This is a genomic window from Novosphingobium sp., assembly GCF_030699305.1.
Lineage (GTDB): Bacteria > Pseudomonadota > Alphaproteobacteria > Sphingomonadales > Sphingomonadaceae > Novosphingobium.
In genome coordinates this window covers 91,355-111,504 of sequence record NZ_JAUYNB010000010.1, presented here as the reverse complement: position 1 = coordinate 111,504, position 20,150 = coordinate 91,355, and the positions used below count along the sequence as shown (strand labels likewise).

19 protein-coding genes are annotated in these 20,150 nt (G+C 64.7%); 13 read left to right on the top strand and 6 right to left on the bottom strand.

Annotated elements, in window-relative coordinates:
• Positions 1–3: 3 nt before the first annotated feature.
• Positions 4–954: a J domain-containing protein gene (locus Q8Q53_RS03260; RefSeq protein ID WP_305700319.1), complete on the bottom strand. Its 951-nt coding sequence runs from the start codon at positions 952–954 to the stop codon at positions 4–6.
• 109 nt (positions 955–1,063) lie between these two features.
• On the opposite strand from Q8Q53_RS03260, the gene pdxH reads away from it, so the two are divergent.
• Both pdxH and Q8Q53_RS03250 read left to right on the top strand, forming a co-directional pair.
• Positions 1,064–1,675 (top strand): pyridoxamine 5'-phosphate oxidase, encoded by a 612-nt coding sequence (pdxH, locus tag Q8Q53_RS03255; protein WP_305700318.1) that lies wholly within the window; start codon positions 1,064–1,066, stop codon positions 1,673–1,675.
• Entirely contained in the window at positions 1,672–2,589 is a 918-nt protein-coding gene (locus Q8Q53_RS03250) for a cation diffusion facilitator family transporter (protein WP_305700317.1), read from the top strand. The genes pdxH and Q8Q53_RS03250 overlap by 4 nt, the downstream gene beginning before the upstream one ends.
• 9 nt (positions 2,590–2,598) lie before the next feature.
• Here Q8Q53_RS03250 and Q8Q53_RS03245 read toward each other — a convergent pair whose 3' ends face one another.
• Positions 2,599–3,735, bottom strand: a complete 1,137-nt coding sequence (locus Q8Q53_RS03245; RefSeq protein ID WP_305700316.1) for a serine hydrolase — start codon at positions 3,733–3,735, stop codon at positions 2,599–2,601.
• A gap of 30 nt (positions 3,736–3,765) precedes the next feature.
• On the opposite strand from Q8Q53_RS03245, the gene Q8Q53_RS03240 reads away from it, so the two are divergent.
• The 3 genes from Q8Q53_RS03240 (at position 3,766) to Q8Q53_RS03230 (ending at position 6,085) form a co-directional block, all read left to right on the top strand.
• Positions 3,766–4,140 (top strand): hypothetical protein, encoded by a 375-nt coding sequence (locus Q8Q53_RS03240; RefSeq protein WP_305700315.1) that lies wholly within the window; start codon positions 3,766–3,768, stop codon positions 4,138–4,140.
• Positions 4,141–4,220: 80 nt separating this feature from the next.
• Positions 4,221–5,267, top strand: coding sequence for a mannose-1-phosphate guanylyltransferase (locus Q8Q53_RS03235; protein ID WP_305700314.1), 1,047 nt, complete (start codon positions 4,221–4,223; stop codon positions 5,265–5,267).
• On the top strand, positions 5,264–6,085 hold the full coding sequence (locus tag Q8Q53_RS03230) for a class I mannose-6-phosphate isomerase (protein WP_305700313.1): 822 nt from the start codon (positions 5,264–5,266) through the stop codon (positions 6,083–6,085). The genes Q8Q53_RS03235 and Q8Q53_RS03230 overlap by 4 nt, the downstream gene beginning before the upstream one ends.
• Here the strand turns inward: Q8Q53_RS03230 and mnmA are convergent.
• Entirely contained in the window at positions 6,070–7,218 is a 1,149-nt protein-coding gene (gene mnmA, locus Q8Q53_RS03225; RefSeq protein ID WP_305700312.1) for a tRNA 2-thiouridine(34) synthase MnmA, read from the bottom strand. The genes Q8Q53_RS03230 and mnmA overlap by 16 nt on opposite strands.
• A 434-nt stretch (positions 7,219–7,652) precedes the next feature.
• Between mnmA and Q8Q53_RS03220 the strand changes: the two genes are divergently transcribed.
• The 8 genes from Q8Q53_RS03220 (at position 7,653) to Q8Q53_RS03185 (ending at position 16,827) form a co-directional block, all read left to right on the top strand.
• Positions 7,653–7,952, top strand: coding sequence for a DUF1153 domain-containing protein (locus Q8Q53_RS03220; protein ID WP_305700311.1), 300 nt, complete (start codon positions 7,653–7,655; stop codon positions 7,950–7,952).
• Positions 7,953–8,085: 133 nt separating this feature from the next.
• Positions 8,086–8,358: a GlsB/YeaQ/YmgE family stress response membrane protein gene (locus Q8Q53_RS03215; RefSeq protein ID WP_305700310.1), complete on the top strand. Its 273-nt coding sequence runs from the start codon at positions 8,086–8,088 to the stop codon at positions 8,356–8,358.
• Between the two features lie 238 nt (positions 8,359–8,596).
• Positions 8,597–9,790, top strand: coding sequence for an efflux RND transporter periplasmic adaptor subunit (locus tag Q8Q53_RS03210; RefSeq protein ID WP_305700309.1), 1,194 nt, complete (start codon positions 8,597–8,599; stop codon positions 9,788–9,790).
• Between the two features lie 26 nt (positions 9,791–9,816).
• Complete coding sequence (locus Q8Q53_RS03205) at positions 9,817–13,095, top strand: efflux RND transporter permease subunit (RefSeq protein WP_305700308.1); 3,279 nt, start codon at positions 9,817–9,819, stop codon at positions 13,093–13,095.
• A gap of 59 nt (positions 13,096–13,154) precedes the next feature.
• Positions 13,155–14,363: a DUF445 domain-containing protein gene (locus tag Q8Q53_RS03200; RefSeq protein ID WP_305700749.1), complete on the top strand. Its 1,209-nt coding sequence runs from the start codon at positions 13,155–13,157 to the stop codon at positions 14,361–14,363.
• 74 nt (positions 14,364–14,437) lie between these two features.
• Positions 14,438–15,034 (top strand): GNAT family N-acetyltransferase, encoded by a 597-nt coding sequence (locus Q8Q53_RS03195; RefSeq protein ID WP_305700307.1) that lies wholly within the window; start codon positions 14,438–14,440, stop codon positions 15,032–15,034.
• 110 nt (positions 15,035–15,144) lie between these two features.
• Positions 15,145–15,591, top strand: coding sequence for a hypothetical protein (locus tag Q8Q53_RS03190; protein ID WP_305700306.1), 447 nt, complete (start codon positions 15,145–15,147; stop codon positions 15,589–15,591).
• A 216-nt stretch (positions 15,592–15,807) separates the two neighbouring features.
• A complete protein-coding gene (locus tag Q8Q53_RS03185) occupies positions 15,808–16,827 on the top strand; it encodes a DUF2804 domain-containing protein (RefSeq protein ID WP_305700305.1) in 1,020 nt (339 codons plus the stop codon).
• Between the two features lie 70 nt (positions 16,828–16,897).
• Here the strand turns inward: Q8Q53_RS03185 and Q8Q53_RS03180 are convergent, their stop codons facing one another.
• The 3 genes from Q8Q53_RS03180 to sucC all read right to left on the bottom strand — a co-directional run bounded on the left by Q8Q53_RS03180 (position 16,898) and on the right by sucC (position 20,127).
• On the bottom strand, positions 16,898–17,827 hold the full coding sequence (locus tag Q8Q53_RS03180; RefSeq protein WP_305700304.1) for an electron transfer flavoprotein subunit alpha/FixB family protein: 930 nt from the start codon (positions 17,825–17,827) through the stop codon (positions 16,898–16,900).
• Between the two features lie 27 nt (positions 17,828–17,854).
• Entirely contained in the window at positions 17,855–18,607 is a 753-nt protein-coding gene (locus tag Q8Q53_RS03175; protein WP_305700303.1) for an electron transfer flavoprotein subunit beta/FixA family protein, read from the bottom strand.
• Between the two features lie 320 nt (positions 18,608–18,927).
• The gene (gene sucC, locus Q8Q53_RS03170) at positions 18,928–20,127 is read right to left on the bottom strand and encodes an ADP-forming succinate--CoA ligase subunit beta (RefSeq protein WP_305700302.1); all 1,200 of its coding nucleotides are present in this window, start codon (positions 20,125–20,127) and stop codon (positions 18,928–18,930) included.
• Positions 20,128–20,150: the final 23 nt, after the last annotated feature.

The following is a 20,150-nucleotide window of genomic DNA, read 5'->3' as shown; positions in this document are numbered from 1 at the left end:
GCCCTACACGCCCATGCGGCTGCGCGGGTTGCGCGTGTCCAGCCAGCCTTCCAGCCGGCGGGCGAGTTCGGCGGCATCTTCGCTGCCGGGATCGGGCAGTTGCACCTCGATGCTGATCAGCTGGTCCCCGCGCGAGCCATCCTTGCGGGTCATGCCCTTGTCCTTCAGCCGCAGGGTCTTGCCCGAACTGGTGCCGGGGGCGATGGTCAGCATCACCGCGCTATCGGCGGTCGGTACTTTCACTTTTGCGCCACGCACGGCTTCGTCGAGGGTAATCGGCAAGTCGATCCGCAAGTTGTCGCCATCGCGCCGGAAATAGGCGTGAGGCTGGACATGGATCACCACGATCGCATCGCCGTTGCCGCCGGGGCCGGGCTCGCCCTTGCCCGCCAGCCGCATCTGGGTGCCATCTTCCACCCCGGCGGGCAATTTCAGGTCAATCGTCTTGCCATCCGACAGCGTGATCCGCTGAGTCGCCCGGGTTGCGGCATCGGGGAGCGAGACGCCCAGCTTGTATTGCACGTTGGCGCCCTTTGGGGCGGCCCGCCCGCGTGGACCTCCTCCGCCGCCGCCCATTCCGCCGCGCCCGCCAAACAGGCCGTCGAAAATATCGCCTAGGTCGATTCCTTCGTTGCTGCCGCCAAAGCCTTCAAAGCCATCCGCCCGGAAGCCGCGATGGCCGCCGCCGCCCGGACCGCCGCCAAACCCGCCGCCGCCAAAGCCCATCACCGGGTTGCCGTCGATATCGATCTCGCCCCGGTCAAACCGGGCGCGCTTGTCCTTGTCGGACAGCAGGTCATAGGCGCGGGTAATCTCGGAAAACCGCTCAGCCGCCTTGGGGTTGTCGGCGTTTCGGTCCGGGTGGCATTCCTTTGCCATTGTCCGATAGGCGGACTTGATGTCCTTTTCAGTCGCGCCGCGGGCCACGCCAAGAGTGGTATAGGGATCTGCCATAATACTGCACTAGCTAGGTAGCTTGTGCCCCGGCGGCAAGCTTTCCCCGCTTGTTGCGAGACGGTCGCGCTTTCTTACCCGCCCGCACCGGGCTATGCCGCATCGCACCATGACCGATGATAGCGCCCGCACCGAAATCCCCGCCGAAGCGCCCTTCACGCTGTTCGCGCAGTGGTTTGCCGAGGCGGAAAAGCATGAACCCAACGATCCCGATGCGGTGGCGCTGGCCACGGCCAGGCCCGATGCCGTGCCCAGCTTGCGGATGGTGCTGCTGAAGGATTACAGCCCGGACGGGTTTGTATTCTATACCAACAGCCACAGCCGCAAAGGCGGTGAACTGCTGGCCAATCCGCGCGCCGCACTGCTGTTCCACTGGAAATCGCTGCGCCGCCAGGTCCGGATCGAAGGGACGATCACCCCGGTTGCGGACGCCGTGGCCGACGCATACTTCGCCAGCCGCGCGCGCGATTCGCAAGTCGGCGCGCATGCCTCGCTCCAGTCGGAAGCGATGGATTCGCGCCTGACGTTCCTTGGCCGGATCGCGAAGGAAGGCGCGCGCTATCTGGGCCGCAGCGTCCCGCGCCCGCCGCACTGGACCGGGTTCTGCCTTGATCCGCAGGCCATCGAATTCTGGATGGACCGTCCGTTCCGCCTGCATGAACGCCGCCGCTTCACCCGCCTGCCCGATGGCGGGTGGACCAGCACGTTGCTTTATCCATGAACTCGTCGGCAGCGCTGAACCGCAGCGCAGCACTGGCCAGCATCACGGTCGCGGTGCTGCTGGTCGGGCTGAAAGTGTGGGCGGCGTGGACCACCGGTTCCACCGCAATGCTGGGCAGTCTGGCCGATACCGTGCTCGATCTGGTGGCCAGTGTGGCGACGCTGGCCGGGGTCTGGGTGGCTGCGCAGCCGGATGATGCAAACCACCGGTTCGGCCACGGCAAGGCCGAAGCGCTCGCCGCGATGTTCCAGGTGGTGCTGATCTCGATCTCGGCGCTCAGTCTGGCGGCGCGCGCGATTGGCCAGTGGGTCGCCGGGGCGCGGCCGCAGGAAGCCGAAGGCGGGATCGCGGTGTCGGTGATCGCGATTGCCGCCACGCTGTCCCTGCTGGCCTGGCAGCGCCGGGTGATCCGCCAGACCGGCAGCCTCGCGATCTCGACCGATCATGTCCATTACCAGTCGGACCTGTTCCTCAACCTGGCGGTGATCGCCGCGCTGGCGATCGATCAGTATGCCGGGATTGCCGGGGCCGATCCGTTTTTTGGCATGGCCATCGCGCTGTGGCTGGGCTGGGGGGCGTGGGGTGCCTCGCAGGCCGCCGTCGATCAGCTGATGGACAAGGAATGGCCGGACGAAAAGAAGGCCCGCTTCCTCGAAGTCGTGGCGCGTCACCCGGAACTGCGCGGCCTGCACGATCTGCGCACCCGCACTTCGGGCGACCGCGACTTCGTGCAGTTTCACGTTGCGGTCGACCCGGCGATGAGCGTCCGCGATGCACACGATGTGATGGACGAGATCGAGGCGAAGCTGCTGGCGGAATTTCCGGGTGTGGAAATCCTGATTCATCCCGATCCCGAAGGCCATGTCGATCCGACCGACCTGTCGTCCGAAGACCTGCTGGCGAGTCGGCCCTAAGTCCCGACGCTATTCGAACAGCTGGATGATCCGCGCGATGCCGGCGCGGACCGGTTCATGCTGGCCATCGGGGGTCTTGCCCAGCCGGACCACGGTGACCCCCTGGGTGGGCGAGACGACCACATACTGGCCGAGGTGCCCGTTCATCGAAAAGGTGCTGGCCGGTGCGCCCGGCCATTGCACCGATCCGTCGTCCACTTGCGGACGGTTGAGCCAGGTTTGCGCGCCATATCCCGGATTGCGCGGGCTGGGCCGGACCATGAATTCGATCCAGCCGGACGGGACCAGTTGTGCGCCCTTGACCGCACCCTTGGTGCGCAGGAATTCGCCGAACTTGGCCCAATCGCGCGCTGTGCCGTGGATCAGGCTGCCGCCGATCAGCGTGCCGGACGCGTCGTATTCCGGGATCATGCTGCGCATGCCGATTGGATCGAACAACCGGGTATGCAGGTAATCGCGCACCACCCGGCGGCGTTCATCCGGCGTGTTGGCGGCCGGGTCCGGGTTGGCAATCAGCGCCCGCGCGGCCAGATCCGCCAGGATTACGGTAGTTGCGCTGGAATATTCCCACTTGCGGCCGGGTTCCGCTTCGAGCGGCTGCGCCTCGGCATAAGCGGCCATGTTGTCGCGGCCGTCGAGGAACAGCATCCGCACTTCATCGGATTGATAGACGGGCTGAATCGCTTCGGAATGCTTCAGGCCCGACCGCATCTGCAGCAACTGGCGCAGCGTGATTTCCCCGCGCGGATCGCCCGCGCGCTGCCATGCGGGGATCGGCACGCTTTCATCCAGCCGCAGCCGTCCGTCGGCGACCAGCTGGCCGATCATCACGGCGGTGATCGTCTTGGCCATCGACCAGCTGACGAAGCGGGTGTTCTCGTGATAGCCGGGGCCATAGCGTTCCGCCACAATCCGCCCGTTGTGCAGTACCAGCACGGCGCGGGTTTCGGCCATTTCTTCAGCCACAAACAGGTTGTCCACGGCCCGTGCCAGCGCCTCACGCGGGGCACCGGGCTGCTTGACGACGGCGGCCAGTGCCTGCTGGTCAAGTGGCGGCGGAGCGACATCGCTGCCGGATCCGCTGCATCCGATCAGGACTGGCAGCGCAAGCAATGGCAGGATAAGGAAAAGGCGGTGCGGCGACATGCCGTGCATCCCTCGCCCAAAGGCAGTGCAATGGCAACCTCTAACCCGGCCACCGGCTCCGTCGCCGCCCCCTCGCCATCCGGCCCCAAATCGCGGCTGCTGCTGCGACTGCTGCTGCTGCTGACCGTGCTGGCAGCGGCGGCGCTGGCGTGGTTCTGGCAGCCGCTCAACAGTTTTGCGGTAACCGGTGCGTCCTATGCCGCGCGGGTTGGCTGCTCATGCCGGTTCGTCGGCGGACGCGATTTGGCGGACTGCCGCAAGGATTTTGAATCCGGAATGGAACTGATTACCCTCAGTGCGGATTATCCCGGGAAGAGCGTGACCGCCCGGTTCCCGCTGCTGGCCACACAAACCGCCACGTACCGTGAGGGTGAAGGGTGCCGGTTGCAGCCGTGGGCGGAGTGAATCGACTTAATCCATTGAAATAATAGGAAAAATGTCTAAACGCCGCCGCGTTGGAATCCGGCTATCGGAGTATTGAAAGAGTGATCGAGACCCTGACAGTTCACCCGGTCGTGCTGTGCGGCGGCAGTGGCACGCGGTTGTGGCCGCGCAGCCGTGCGGTAAAGCCCAAGCCGTTTCTGCCACTGGTCGGCGATTGCACGCTGTTCGAGGCGACCTTGCGGCGGAGCGGGCGTGATGGCGGGTTCGCCGCGCCCGTAATCGTGACCGGGACCGCGCATCTGGACCATGTCGAGGCGCAGCTGGGCAGCGAACCGGGCGCGCAGATCATTGTCGAACCGTGCGCGCGCAACACCGCCGCTGCGATTGCGCTGGCGGCCCTGCGCCTGCCGGATGACGCGATCATGCTGGTCTGCCCCAGCGATCACCACATCGCCGATACCGCCGCCTATCGCGCGGCAGCGGCCAAGGCGGCGGCGCTGGCTGCCGATGGCTGGCTGGTGTCATTCGGGATCGAGGCGAAGACCCCGGAAACCGGGTTTGGCTATCTCCAGCGGGGCGAGGCGATCGGCGATCTGGGCTTTCGCACTGCACGGTTCGTGGAAAAGCCCGAACTGGCCCGCGCGCAGGCCTTCGTCGCCGATGGCGGCTATGCCTGGAACGGGGGGATCTTCGCGTTCCGGGTCGGCACGTTCATGGATGAACTGCGCACGCACCGACCGGCCATCGCCGCCGCTGCCGAAGCTGCTGTCGCGGCTGGCCGGGTCGATCGCCACTGTTTCCATCCCGGCGCGGCTGAATTTGCCGCGATCGCCAGCGAATCGGTTGATTATGCGGTGATGGAAAACACCACCCGCGCCGCGCTGGTGCCGGCCGACATGGGCTGGTCCGATATCGGCAGCTGGGATGCGCTGCACGCCGCGCTCCCCCGCGACGATGCCGGTAACACTGTGCGGGGGGCCGCCGAACTGGTCGCCTGCCGCAATGTGCTGGTCGATACCGATGGCCCGCGCGTGTCGGTGATCGGGCTGGAGGACGTGATTGTCGTGGTCGATGGCGGCGAAGTGCTGGTCACCACCCGCGCCGGGGCGCAGATGGTCGGCAAGCTTGATGGTGCAGCCAATCAATGAGCGCGCTGCTGCCGACGCGGATGGTTGCCAAGCCGTGGGGCAAGGCACACCTGCCCGCGCCGTTCAGCGCCCCGCCGGGCGAGACAATCGGCGAAGTATGGTTTGAGCCGCCGCCTGCGCTTGGCGCGCTGCTGGTCAAGTACATCTTCACCAGCGAAGCGCTGTCGGTGCAGGTTCACCCGTCCGATGCGCAAACCATGGCAGCCGGGCTGGGGCGACAGGGCAAGGAGGAATGCTGGCTGGTGATCGCAGCCGAACCCGGCGCGCGGCTGGGCATCGGCTTTCGCGAATCGGTCGATGCCGCCACGTTGCGCGCTGCCGCGCTGGACGGCACGATCGAGCACCTGCTGGAGTGGCACCCGGTTGTCCCCGGCGACTTCTTTTATATCCCCGCCAACACGGTCCACGCGATCGGCGGCGGGATCAGCCTGGTCGAAGTTCAGCAGAACAGCGACATTACCTATCGGCTGTATGATTATGGCCGCCCGCGCGAACTGCATCTGGATGACGGCATCGCCGTGGCCAGCGGAACGCCGCATGACCCGCAGTTGCGCCGCCGCGTGCCCGTGCACGGCGCGGAAACCCTGGTCGACGGGCCGCTGTTCCGGCTGGACCGGCTGGACGGCCCGCCCGCTGCCGCCGTTGCGGCCCGCTATCCGGGGGCGGTGCTGGTGATCCCGCTCGATTGCGCGGTGGTTGTGGCCGGGGAAGCTGTGGCGGCGGGAGAGTGTGCGCTTGCCCCCAGCCTGGCCGAGGCGGCGTTCCCCAGCCGGGGACTGTGCCTGATCGCGCAGCCGCTTGGTCAGGGGGCCGGCTGAGTCCGGTCGATCCAGCCGCCGCCGATCACGCGGTCACCGGCATAGATTACCGCGGCCTGTCCCGGCGCGACGCCGTATTCCGGGGTTTCGAAGCGGATCGTGGCTGCGCTGCCATCGCCAAGCAGGCCGTCCAGCGTCACCGGAACCGGCTTGGCCAGCGAACGGACTTTGGCCAGCAGCGGCGCATCGGGCAGCGGGCCGATCCGGTTGGTCTCGATCAGGTGCGCGGCCCCGACGGCCAGCAACCGGCGCGGGCCGACCAGCACCTGACGCCGGGCGGCGTCGATCCCGGTCACATACAGCGGTTCCGGCTGGCCCCCGATTTCCAGCCCGCGCCGCTGGCCGACGGTAAAGTGGATGATCCCCTGATGCGACCCCAGCACCGCGCCGGTTTCGGCATGGACAATCTCGCCGGGGGCGACGCCTTCGGGGCGGACGGACTTCACCACCTTGGCGTAATCGCCATCGGGCACGAAGCAGATGTCCTGGCTGTCCGGCTTGGCCGCCACGGCCAGCCCTTCGGCCTCGGCGATCTTGCGCACATCGGACTTGGGCATTCCGCCCAGCGGAAAGCGCAAGTAATCGAGCTGCGCCTCGGTGGTGGCATAAAGGAAATAGCTCTGGTCGCGCGCGGGATCGAGCGCGCGGTGCAGTTCCGGTCCGGCCGCGCCTTCGACCCGGCGGACGTAGTGCCCGGTGGCCAGGCAATCGGCCCCCAGTTCGCGCGCCATTGCGAACAGATCGGTAAACTTTGGTCCCATGTTGCAGCGGATGCAGGGGATGGGGGTGCGCCCGGCCAGGTAATCGTCGGCGAACCGCTCCACCACTTCTTCGCGGAAGCTGCTGGCGTGATCGAACACATAATGGGCGATCCCCAGCCGGTCCGCCACGGCCCGCGCATCGCGGATATCGTCGCCCGCACAGCACGCGCCCTTGCGGCCCGATGCCGCCCCGTGATCGTATAATTGCAGCGTAACGCCAATCACTTCGGCCCCGCTGCGCGCGGCCAGTGCGGCCACGACCGAGCTGTCCACCCCGCCCGACATCGCCACAACAATGCGCTTGTCCGTCAGCGGTGCAGGCAGCTGAAACAGGCTGGTATAATCTACAGGTGGCAGCGTTTGGGCGGTCATGAAGGCGCCTTACACCGGGGAGCAGGCGTGCGGCAAATCGTTAGGCAAGCTGAACACATGGTAAACTCCGGCTTTACCTGATCTTGACCTTGGGGGCGTAGAAGCCAGTCCATGGAGATCGGAAACGACTTGTTGGCGAGCTTGCGCAACCAGCGCGGCGCATCCTGCGGCACTGCCGATGGGATGGCGTTCGACTGGGCCGGGCTGCGCGCCCGGTGCGTGGCTGCGCATGCTGCGCGACGTGCGTTGCAGGATGGGCAGGCCAGCGCGACGTTCCCCTCCGGTGGATTCGAGGACTGGGCAAGGGTCGCGTCCAGTTCCCGGAAAGATGCCTCACGGGCCGTTAACCTTAGCAGTTCAGCAGATGGCAAATTCCCCGGGCGCAATGGTGACGTTGTCGCCAGTAAAGCCGTTGTCGGCGGACGAGGATAACAATGATCGAAAACCAGAAAATCCGACCCGCGATGGTTATTGGCCCGCTTGGGGAGCCGTTAACGCTTGAATCGCTGCCTGCACCGTCGACCACCCGCTGGGTTGTGCGCCGCAAAGCCGAAGTCGTGGCGGCGGTCAATGGCGGCCTGCTGACGATTGACGAAGTGTGCGAACGCTACAACCTGACGCTCGAAGAGTTCGCATCGTGGCAGCGTGCCGTCGATCGTTCGGGGATGCAGGGGCTGCGCGTCACCCGGATCCAGCACTATCGCGACCTCTATGAGCGGCAGCTGAAATACTGATCCGATCTGTCTGGGCGGCCCGCCGGACCGCTCAGACACGCACTGAAAATCAACGACAAATTGACCTTGCCGCAGATTGCGTTAGCTTCCGCCCGTGCCGACCAGATTGGTCGGCCTGACGGGAGAATGCGCAATGATCAGTTTTATCGTCGCACTTGTGATGGGCGGCATCATCGGCTGGCTGGCCAGCAAGGTGATGAATCGTGATGCTTCGATGGGCATCTTCGCCAATGTGGTGGTCGGCTGTGTCGGTTCGATCATGGGCCGGTTGCTGCTTGGCGGTTTGATCGGCGGCGGAAACCTGCGCGGCGATGCTTTTGATCCGAAGACCTTGCTGACGGCATTTATTGGTGCCGTGGTGCTGCTGGCGATTGTCAACTTGATCAAGCGCGGCAAAGTGCGCTGATTCACCCGTCTGCGTGCCGTTTACCGAAAACGATACGCTGTTCGCAGAGCCTTTGATTGCGCCATTACTCTCCCCCGCCTAAGCGCGGACGGAAGACCGGGTTATCCGTCCGCTCGCCCGACGAGGGCTTGTGCTGGGTGACTTATCATAGTAATACAGTGCGCGATGGTCCCCCGCCGACTTGCTGCAACGCGTAGCGAGCCTCCGGCGCGGGGCGAGGACGAAGGCGAAGCCGACAATGAACTACGATTCGCGGATTGATGCCCCGACCGCCGCTGCCGAACCGGATGCCGAGGATAATCCCTTGCTGGCGGACGATGTGGAAGATCGCGCCACCCGGCGGCGGTTGTGGATCATCGGAGCGGTCGTGGCGGCGCTGTTGGTGGCGGTGTGGTTCTTTACCCATCGCAGCGGCGCCGGCGATGCGGCGACAAAGTCTGATGCAGGCGCGGTCGTCAGCGTCATCACGCCGGGAAAGACCACCATCGCAGGCACGATCAACGCGACCGGCACGCTGGCCGCGCGGCGTGAACTGCCGGTTGGCGTTCCGGGCGAAGGCGGGCAGATTGCAGCCGTGCTGGTTGAGCCCGGCCAGTGGGTCGGCGCGGGCCAGGTGCTGGCGGTGATCGACCGTTCGGTCCAGGTGCAGCAGCAGGCCAGCCAGTCGGCCCAGATCCAGGTGGCGCGGGCCAATGCCCAGCTGGCGCAGGCCAATCTTGACCGCGCACTCAAGCTGGTTGAGCGCGGCTTCGTTTCCACCGCAGACATTGATCGCCTGACGGCGCAGCGTGATGCTGCGGCGGCACAAGTGCGGGTTGCCGGTGCCACGCTGGGCGTGTTGCAGGCGCAGACGCGGCGACTCAATATCGTTGCCCCGGCGGCCGGACTGGTGCTGGAGCGGCGGGTTGAGCCGGGTCAGGTGGTGGGCGCTGGTTCGGGCGTGCTGTTCCGTCTGGCCAAAGGCGGCGAGATGGAATTGCGCGCGCAGCTGGGCGAACTCGATCTGGCCACGTTGGCGACCGGGGTTACCGCACAAGTGGTGCCCGCCGGGACGGACAAGGCCTTTACGGGCCAGATCTGGCAGCTGGCGCCCGTGATCGACCCCGCCAGCCGTCAGGGTGTGGCGCGGATCGCATTGGCATACTCGCCCGAACTGCGCCCTGGCGGATTTGCCACCGCAACGATCACATCGGGCACGATCGTGGCCCCGCTGCTGCCTGAATCGGCAATCCTGTCCGATGACAAGGGCAGCTTTGTCTACATCGTCGACAGCGACAACAAGGCTCGCCGCCGTCCTGTAAAGACCGGGATTGTGACCGATACCGGCGTTGCGGTCATCGAAGGGCTGAGCGGGAATGAACGCGTGGTGCTGCGCGCCGGCGGCTTCCTGCAACCGGACGAGAAAGTCCAGCCGCGCTCGGCCACCAAGTAGCGCCGAACAGGAACAGGGCCACCGCCATGAATTTTCGCAATATTTCGGCCTGGTCGATCCGCAACCCGGTTGTTCCGATCATCCTGTTCATCGGCCTGACGCTGGCCGGGATCATGGCGTTCCGGTCCATGTCGATCCAGGCGGATCCCGACATCGAGTTCCCGATCGTCATCGTCAGCATTGCGCAGCCGGGGGCGGCGCCCTCGGAAATCGAAAACCAGATCACGCAGCGCGTCGAATCCTCGATCCGGTCGATCAGCGGCGTCCAGTCGATCTCGTCGACCGCGCGTGAGGGCAACAGCCAGACGATTATCGAGTTCCAGATCGGGGTCGATATCGCCGAGGCGGTGAACGAGGTGAAGAACGCGGTCGATCAGGCGCGCGGCGAACTGCCGGACGGCATCCTGGAACCGCAGGTGTTCAAGGCGCAGACCTCATCCAACGCGATCGGGTTCTTTGCCGTCACGGCTGATGACATGACGATCGAGCAGCTGTCCTGGCTGATCGATGACACGATTGCGAAGCGCCTGCTGGCGATTCCGGGCATGGCCGCAGTCGAACGCAATGGCGGCGTTGACCGTGAAATCCTGGTTGAGCTGGATCCGGCGCGGATGCAGTCCATGGGCGTCACGGCTTCGCAGGTTAACCTGGCGCTGCGCCAGATCAACGTCAACGCCGCGGGCGGACGCACCGAAGTTGCGGGCTCGCGCCAGTCGGTGCGGGTGCTGGGCAATGCCGCGAACGCCTATCAGCTGTCGCAGACGGAAATCGGTCTGGGTGGCGGGCGGCGGGTCAAGCTCGCAGACATTGCCACCGTGCGCGATGCCTATGGGGAACTGACCACAAAGGCCAAGGTGAACGGGAAAGAGGTTGTAACCTTTTCGATTTCCCGTGCGCGCGGTGAAAGCGACGTCGCGGTTTATGACGCGACGATGGATGAACTGGCCAAGATCAGCAAGGACAGCAACGGGGCCATCCGGTTCGACCGGTTGTGGACCGAAGTGGACGAGGTCAAGGCACAGTATCAAAGCTCGATCGCGGCCATGATCGAAGGCGCGGTGCTGGCCGTGATCGTGGTGTTCTTCTTCCTGCGCGACTGGCGCGCCACGTTCGTATCCGCGCTGGCGATCCCGCTTTCAGCGATCCCGACCTTCTGGTTCATGGACATGATGGGCTTCACGCTCAACATGCTCAGCCTGCTGGCGCTGGGGCTGGTTGCAGGCGTGCTGGTCGATGACGCGATCGTGGAAATCGAAAATATCGTGCGCCACATGCGCATGGGCAAAAGCGCCTATCAGGCGTCAATCGACGCTGCCGATGAAATCGGGCTGGCCGTGGTTGCGACCACCTTCTCGATTGTTGCGGTGTTCCTGCCGGTTGGCCTGATGCCTGGTGTGTCCGGTCAGTTTTTCAAGAACTTCGGATTGACCGTGGTCGCGGCCGTGATGATGAGTCTGGTCGTCGCGCGGATGATAACGCCAATGGTGGCCGCCTATTTCCTGCACGCCAGGGGCCACGCCAGCCATGGCGAGGGCAAGGCGATGGACCATTATATGCGCCTGCTGGGCTGGTCGCTGAATACGCAAAAGGCACAGGCATACCGCAGCTGGCGCAAGTCACGCGGGTATCGCGGGTTCGTCGCCCGCCAGGTTGAGCGGGTGCCGCTGCCCGGCACGCGGCTGACAGCACGGGTGCTGGACCGGATCAGCCGCAGCTTTTTGGCGCGGATGCGCGATCACCGGATCTGGATGATGGGGATCGGCCTTGGCGCATTGGGGCTGACCGTCGTGATGTTCGTAACGACCCCGCAGGAATTCTTCCCAGCCGGGAATGGCCGGTTCAGCCGGGTTTCCGTGGAAATGGTCCCCGGCACCACCCTGCAACAGACCGCCCGGACCATGGAGGAAGTGGCCGAACTGGTTAGCTCCGAGCCGGACGTGGAATCGACGTTCCAGCGCATCCGTGAAGGCAGCGGCAACCTGCTCATCACGCTGAAGGAAGACCGGGAACTGACGAATGTCGAGTTTCAGCGCCAGTTGACGCCCAAGCTGCAGACAATCGCGGATGCGCGGATCAATTTCCAGGCGGGTGGCCCCGGACCTGGCGGTGGGTCAGGCCGGGCGGTGAACGTGATGCTGTCGGGGTCTGACCCTGACGCTCTGGCCAAGGCGGCCGCCACGCTGGTTGATCAGATGGGTGGGCTGAAACAGGTGGTCGCGCCGCGCGTGTCAGCCGATTTGCGCCGTCCCGAAATCATTATCACTCCCCGGCTGGACATGGCCGCAAGCCTGGGCGTGACGACCTCATCGCTCAGTCAGGCGATCCGGGTTGCCACCCTGGGCGAGATTGACCAGAACGCCGCGAAGTTCAGCCTGTCGGACCGTCAGGTGCCGATCCGGGTCAAGCTGCCGGTTGAATCGCGCCGCAGTCTCGATACGATCCGGAACTTGCCGGTGCCGACCGCGAACGGCGGTTCCGTGCCGCTGTCCCGCGTGGCGGATATCGGGTTCGGCTCCGGCCCGACCTCGATCCAGCGCTATAACCAGAGCCGCCGCGTGTTTGTCGGCGCAGACCTGGCCCCCAATATCGTGAAGGGCGAGGCCGACAAGGCGATCGCCGACCTGCCGATCATGAAGAACCTGCCGCAGGGTGTGTCCAACGCACCGTTCGGGCAGGATGAATGGCAGGCAGAAATGATCGTCAACTTCGCCACTGCGCTGGTTTCCGGCATCTTGCTGGTGTTTTCGGTGCTGGTGCTGCTTTACCGCCGGTTCGTTTCGCCGCTGGTCAACATGGGATCACTGTTCCTGGCACCATTCGGCGGGCTGCTGGCGCTGGTGCTGGTCGGGCAGCCGGTATCGATGCCGGTGTTCATCGGTATCCTGATGCTGTTCGGGATCGTCGCGAAGAACTCGATCCTGCTGATCGACTTCGCGATCGAGGAAATGGCGCTGGGAGCCGACAAGGACACCGCAATTGCCGAGGCCGGTCACAAGCGCGCCCAGCCGATCGTGATGACCACGGTCGCGATGGTTTCGGGCATGGTGCCCACGGCGCTGTCGCTATCGGGTGACGGGGCATGGCGCGCGCCGATGGGCACGGTGGTGATCGGCGGGCTGATCGTTTCGACGCTGCTGACGCTGTTGATCGTGCCGGCCGGGTTCAGTCTGGCCGATGGGCTGGAAAAGCGGATGGGGCCATGGCTGCGCCGCATCTTCCTGACGTATGACCCCCAGCATAGCCGCGCATCCGATGCACAGGCGGCGGCGGGCGGCGGCACAGCCGGGGCCTTACCCGCGGAGTGACCAGTCCCGCCCCAGCGCTGCGCCCCGACGGCGCGGTTCCCGCCGATCGGGCACGGCGGATGCGCTTGTTCGCCACCGGACTGCTGGTGGTCATGGCGGGCATATATCTGGTCGCGCGGCAGTTCACCGGGGTCCATCCCGCCTGGGGCTATGTCCTGGCGTTTGCCGAGGCGGCGATGGTCGGCGGGCTGGCAGACTGGTTCGCGGTGACCGCGCTGTTCCGTCATCCGCTCGGCCTGCCGATCCCGCACACCGCGATCGTGCCGGAAAACAAGGACCGGATCGCCGATACGATGGCGGCGTTCCTGCGCACCAACTTCCTGACCCCGCAAGTGGTGGCCCGGCGGATGCGCAGCACCAATATCGCGGCGGCGGTAGGCGGCTGGCTGGCCGATCCGCAGAGCGGCGGCGGCGGGCGGGTCCGCGCGGGCGCAGCGGAACTGCTGGCGCAGGCGCTCGAATCGCTCGATCCTGAGCGGCTGGGCCATCAGGTGCGCGGCGGACTGTTTCGCCAGATCGACAAGCTGGAGGTGTCGCCGCTGCTGGGCCAGATGCTGGGCACCGCGATTGCCGACCGGCGGCACATGCCGGTGATCGAATCGCTGGTGCGCTGGACCGGGCTGACGCTGGAAGACAATGAGGAACTGGTCCGCGAGCTGATCCACGTCCGCGCCAACGCGATCCTGCGCTGGACCGGGCTGGATGAACGGCTGGCCAGTTCGGTGCTGGACGGGCTGTACAAGCTGCTGGCCGAAGTGATCGTCAATCCCGACCATCCGTTGCGCGCCAAGGTCGAGGAAGGCCTCGCCAAGCTGGCGCAGGACCTGCAAACCGACGCTGAACTGCGCGAACGGGTGGAGCGGATGAAGGGTGAGCTGATCGCGAGCCCTGCGGTGTCCACCTGGTGGCAGGGCGTGTGGGAACGGCTGCGCACCGGCATGCTGGAACGCCTGCGCCGCCCCGAAGGCGAAATCGGCGGGCAGCTGGCCGAAGCGCTCGCCGAACTGGGCCGCCACTTGCGCGACGATCCCGCGCTGCAGGCCCAGATCAACCGCTTCGCCCGCCGCACGCTGGTCGGCGCGGCCTCGCGCTATGGCGATCAGATCGTCCGGCTGGTGTCCGAAACGGTCAAGCGCTGGGACGCCCGGACCGTCACCGACCGAATCGAAGGCGCGGTGGGCCGCGACCTGCAGTTCATCCGAATCAACGGCACCATGGTCGGCGGGCTGGTCGGCGTGACCATCCACGTGATCGACCAGCTGCTCTAGCAATCGGGCACCATGCCCTGAAATCCGCCCGTCCTGAGCTTGTCGAAGGACTGCTTTTCCTCGATGCAGGCGCGATGAACGCAGAAACGAAAGGTCGGCCCTTCGACAAGCTCAGGGCAGGCGGTGCGGAGGGGGTAGCAATGAACAAGCCGGGATCGCCCTTGCTGACTACCGCCCGGTTCGAACTGTGGCAGCCTGCACTGCGCGACCTGCCCGGCCTGTTCGACCTCACCCTGGTCGAGGAGACCCGCCGCTTTCTGGGTGGTTTCGTGCCATCCGAAATGGACACGTTCAACCGCCTCCACCGCAACGCGGGCAGCTGGGCGCTGCACGGCTACGGCACGTTCATGGTGCGGCCGCGCGGGCAGGACCGGATCATCGCCAACTGCGGCGTCTTCCGCAGCCATCGCGGCTTTGGGCAGGGGCTGGACGACGTGCCGGAAGCGGGCTGGATCGTGCATCAGGACCACTGGGGGCAAGGCGTCGCCCGCGAAGTGATGGAGGCCGCGCTGGCATGGTTCGACGCCGCCCATGGCCGCCAGCGGATCGCCTGCATGATCGAGGACGGCCACGGTGCATCGGATGCACTGGCGGGCAAGCTGGGCTTCGTGCGCTATGGGTTGCACCAGCCTGACAGCGGAGCGGCGTTGGTGCTGTATGAGCGGGTTTAAGGATCATGAAAATATTTTCATGCCACGATTGACATAACGAAATCGGTTTCGTATCTGGTTTTCATCAACGAAGTTGAGTTTCGTTGATGAAAACCAGAAGGAATATCGAAATGACCAATCAAATCACACTCGATGCCGATACCATACGGATGCTCTCGCCTGCTTGCAAGGCAGAGCTGGCGGCGCACCTTGGCTTTGAAATGGCGAGGCCACCAGAATATCAGTTCGATGAGGGCGTGGAAGGGGAAGAGTATGCCGAACTTGGCCTTCAGGCGGCTCGCGCATTCCTTCAGGGGTGTGGTGAAAAAACAACCAATGCCATCCGCTTGATCGTCGAAGCTGGGGAGACGTTCTCTTTGCGCGAGTTGGAGGCCGACATGGGTGTGCCTGTCGGTGGCCTGCGCGGTGTATGGGCCGGACTAACTAAGCGCATTCACACGATCACCAACAACGATAACGTCGATCTGATCGAATGGATCGAGGAAACAGAAAATGATTGGGTTGCCCGCATGATGCCTGTCACTCGGGAGGCATTCCGCAGGGCGCTTGCCGAGTAACAGTTGCAGTAAGGAAAATGAAAGGGTCGGCCTAAACACCGACTCTTTCATGATCAGGGCTTGCCGGTGAGTTCCTTCGCCGCTTGAACAAATCTCTCACGCAGCCAAGATCCGCGATTTTGAAGATCGGTCTGTTCTCGTCCGTATGGAGGTCTTGTTGTCCTTCAGCCCCGCGCGGTGCTGTATGAGCAACGTTGATTCGGCGGAGGAGGGGAAATGCAGCACCAGTTGAGCGCGGGCGATCTGCTTGATGACACGGGGCGGCTGGCCGAGGCTGGCTGGGCCACGCAGGAACTGCGCCGTTACGATCGCGCCCGGATTGGGGCCAGCGCGCTGCGGATCAAGGAATGGGATTACTACTGCATCCTGACGGACCGGTTCGCGCTGGCGCTGACCGTGGCGGATAACGGCTATCTGGGCTTTCTGGGAACGTCATGGATGGATCTGGTTGCGGGCACGGCCGTGAACCACGGCGCGGTGCGCGTGTTGCCGTTGGGGCGGATGAAGCTGCCGGCCAGCGCCGATCGGGGGGACGTGGTGCAGGCGCGGGGCACGGTTGCGCTGGCGTTTCGCCATGAGGACGGCGGGCGCAGGCTGACTTTTTCCGCACCGGGCTTTGATGGCGGCAAGGGGCTGTCCGGGGAGCTGCGGCTGGATCAGCCACCGATGGACCGGATGGTGATTGCCACCCCGTTCAGGGAGAACCCCAAGGCGTTCTATTACAACCAGAAAATCAACTGCATGCCGGTGTCGGGGGCAATTGTGCTGGGCGGTGAAACGATCCGGCTGACCCCGGATGCGGCGTTTGCCGTGCTCGACTGGGGGCGCGGGGTCTGGACTTATGACAACACCTGGTACTGGGGTTCTGCATCCGGACTGGTGGAGGGGCGGCCCTTTGGCTTCAACATCGGTTACGGGTTCGGCGATACCGCTGCCGCCAGCGAGAACATGGTCTTCGTGAACGGGCGCGCGCACAAGCTGGACCGGGTGGAATTCGCGCTGCCCGCTGGCCCGCTGGATGGCGCGCCCTGGCAATTCACCAGCAATGACCACCGCTTTGAGATGACCTTCACGCCGATTGTGAACCGGCGCGAGCGGATTGACCTGGGGCTGTTCAAGACCTTTCAGGATCAGGTGTTCGGGCGGTTCTCCGGAACCGTGGTGCTGGACGATGGCACGACGCTGGCTGTCCACAATCTGGTCGGCTTTGCGGAAAAGGTCCGCAACAAGTGGTGATTGGCTGACGCAGATACAAAAAGGCCCCGCCGAAGCAGGGCCTTTCCGCATTTCACGCAGATCGCGCCGATCAGAGCTTGCCGGTCAGTTCCGGCACCGCGTTGAACAGGTCCGCCACGAGGCCAAGGTCGGCGACCTGGAAGATCGGGGCGTCTTCGTCCTTGTTGATGGCGATGATGGTCTTGCTGTCCTTCATCCCCGCGAGGTGCTGGATCGCGCCGGAAATCCCGATTGCGACGTAGACTTCCGGGGCAACGATCTTGCCGGTCTGGCCGACCTGATAGTCGTTGGGGGCATAGCCCGCGTCGACTGCCGCGCGGCTGGCGCCGACGGCGGCGCCCAGCTTGTCGGCCAGCGGGAAGATCGTGGCCTGGAACGTTTCGGCATCCTTCAGCGCGCGGCCGCCGGAGACGATCACCTTGGCGCTGGTCAGTTCCGGACGCTCGCTCTTGGCGATTTCCGAACCGACGAAGCTCGACAGGCCCGAATCGGCGCCAGCGGCAACAGCTTCGACGCTGCCCGAACCGCCAGTGGTTTCGGCCTTGGCAAAGGCGGTGCCGCGCACGGTGATGACCAGCTTCGCGTCAGTCGATTCGACCGTGGCGATGGCGTTGCCGGCATAGATCGGACGGGTGAAGGTCTTGGGGCCTTCGACCGAGAGAATGTCCGAAATCTGCGCGACGTCGAGCAGCGCGGCGACGCGCGGCGCGATGTTCTTGCCGGTGGTGGTGGCAGGCGCGAGGAAGGCGTCGTGGTGGCCCATCAGCTCGGCCACCAGCGGCGCGACGTTTTCGGCGAGCGCGTTGGCATAGGCGGCGTCATCGGCGAGGTGGACCTTGCCCACGCCCGCGATGCTCTTGGCCGCTTCGGCAACGGCGGCGCAGCCCGACCCGGCGACCAGCAGGTGCACTTCACCCAGCTGCGCAGCGGCGGTGACGACGGCCAGGGTAGCGTCCTTGACCGAGGCGTTGTCGTGTTCGACCCAAACGAGAGTTTTCATGTGTCGTTCCTTAGTTCGGGTGCGGGATCAGGCGATCCCGAGTTCCTTGATCTTGGCGACCAGAGCGTCGACATCGGCGACCTTGGCGCCAGCTTGCCGCACGGCCGGTTCGGTAACCTTCAGCGTCTTCAGGCGCGGGGCGATGTCCACGCCGTAATCGGCGGGGGTCTTGTTCGCGAGCGGCTTGGACTTGGCCTTCATGATATTCGGCAGCGAAGCATAGCGCGGCTCGTTCAGGCGCAGGTCGGTGGTGACGACAGCGGGCAGCGCCAGCTTGACCGTTTCCAGACCGCCATCGACTTCGCGCTTCACCACGACCGAATCGCCTTCGACGGTGATTTCGTTGGCGAAGGTGCCCTGCGGGCGGCCCAGCAGCGCGGCCAGCATCTGGCCGACCTGGTTGCTGTCATCGTCGATCGCCTGCTTGCCGGTGATGATCAGGCCGGGGGCTTCTTCGCCGACCACACCCTTGATGATCTTGGCCACGGCCAGCGGTTCCACCTCGACGCCGTCATCGACCTGCACCAGCACGGCGCGGTCTGCACCCATGGCCAGCGCGGTACGCAGCGTTTCCTGCGCCTTGGCCGGACCGACCGAAACCGCGATGATTTCCGTGACGACGCCCTTTTCCTTCAGGCGGATCGCTTCTTCGACGGCGATTTCGTCGAAGGGGTTCATGCTCATTTTTACGTTGGCAAGATCGACGCCGGTGCCGTCGGACTTGACCCGCGGCTTCACATTATAGTCGATCACGCGCTTGACGCAGACCAGGGCTTTCATCGGTTCAGGCCTTTCCCATTCAATGCTGCGGTGCCGCATAATTTGCGTTTACGTAAACGTCAACCAGGCTTTAGCCGCACACTTAATCGCGAAACAGCATTCGCCATTGCCGCGCATGCGTATGCGGTCAAGCCCGGAATCGGGCCATGAGCACCCTTGCGCGCCGGAAAATGCCGGGATTGTAAGTGCAGATGACGATCTGCAACGCATCTGCCGCGTCAGACTTTCCGAAAATAACCCGCAGCGCGACTGGAAAAAGGAAAGGCCGGGCTGCGCGTGGTGCGCGGCCCGGCCTGCATTCCTTCGTCCTGATGCCCGGATCAGGCGATCTTGCGGACTTCCGCCACGATCTTCTGCGCCGCATCGCCCAGATTGGCGGCAGACACGATCGGCAGGCCCGAATTTTCGAGGATCTGCTTGCCCTGTTCGACGTTCGTGCCTTCGAGCCGGACGACCAGCGGAACCGACAGGTTCACTTCCTTCGCGGCGGCAACGATGCCGTCGGCGATGATGTCGCACTTCATGATCCCGCCGAAGATGTTGACGAGAATGCCCTTCACCGCCGGGTCCTTCAGGATGATCTTGAACGCTGCGGTGACCTTTTCCTTGGTCGCGCCGCCGCCCACATCGAGGAAGTTGGCCGGAAATTCGCCGTTCAGCTTGATGATGTCCATCGTCGCCATGGCGAGGCCCGCGCCGTTGACCATGCAGCCGATGTTGCCGTCCAGCTTGATGTAGGCCAGGTCATACTTGCTGGCTTCGATTTCGGCCGGGTCTTCCTCGGTTTCGTCGCGCAGCGCCATCACCTCGGGGTGACGATAGAGCGCGTTCGAATCGAAGCTCATCTTGGTGTCGAGCACCTGAAGCTGCCCGTCGCCGGTTTCGGCGAGCGGGTTGATTTCGAGCATCGCACAGTCGAGCGCGACGAACGCGTCGTACAGCTGCTTCGACATCACCTGCGCCTGCTTGTTCAGGTCACCCTTCAGCTTCAGCGCGAACGCCACCGCGCGGCCGTGGTGCGGCATGAAGCCCTGCGCCGGGTCGACGATGATCGTGGTGATCTTTTCCGGGGTCGAATGCGCGACTTCCTCGATGTCCATGCCGCCTTCGGTCGACACGATCAGTGCGATCCGGCCGGTCGAACGATCGACCACCATCGACAGGTAGTATTCGCTGCCAATATCGACGCCGTCGGTCACATAGAGGCGGTTCACCTGCTTGCCCGCGTCGCCGGTCTGGATGGTGACCAGCGTGTTGCCGAGCATTTCGGTCGCGTGCGATTCGACTTCTGCCAGGCTCTTGGCCAGACGGACGCCGCCCTTGGCATCGGGGCCGAGTTCCTTGAACTTGCCCTTGCCGCGGCCACCAGCGTGGATCTGCGACTTCACGACGTAGAGCGGCCCCGGCAGCTGCCTGGCAGCTTCGACGGCTTCGGCCACGGTCATGGCGGCGATGCCCTTGGGAATGCTGACGCCAAACTTTGCGAGCAGTTCCTTGGCCTGATATTCATGGATGTTCATGGGCGTTGGCTCCGGGGGAGTGG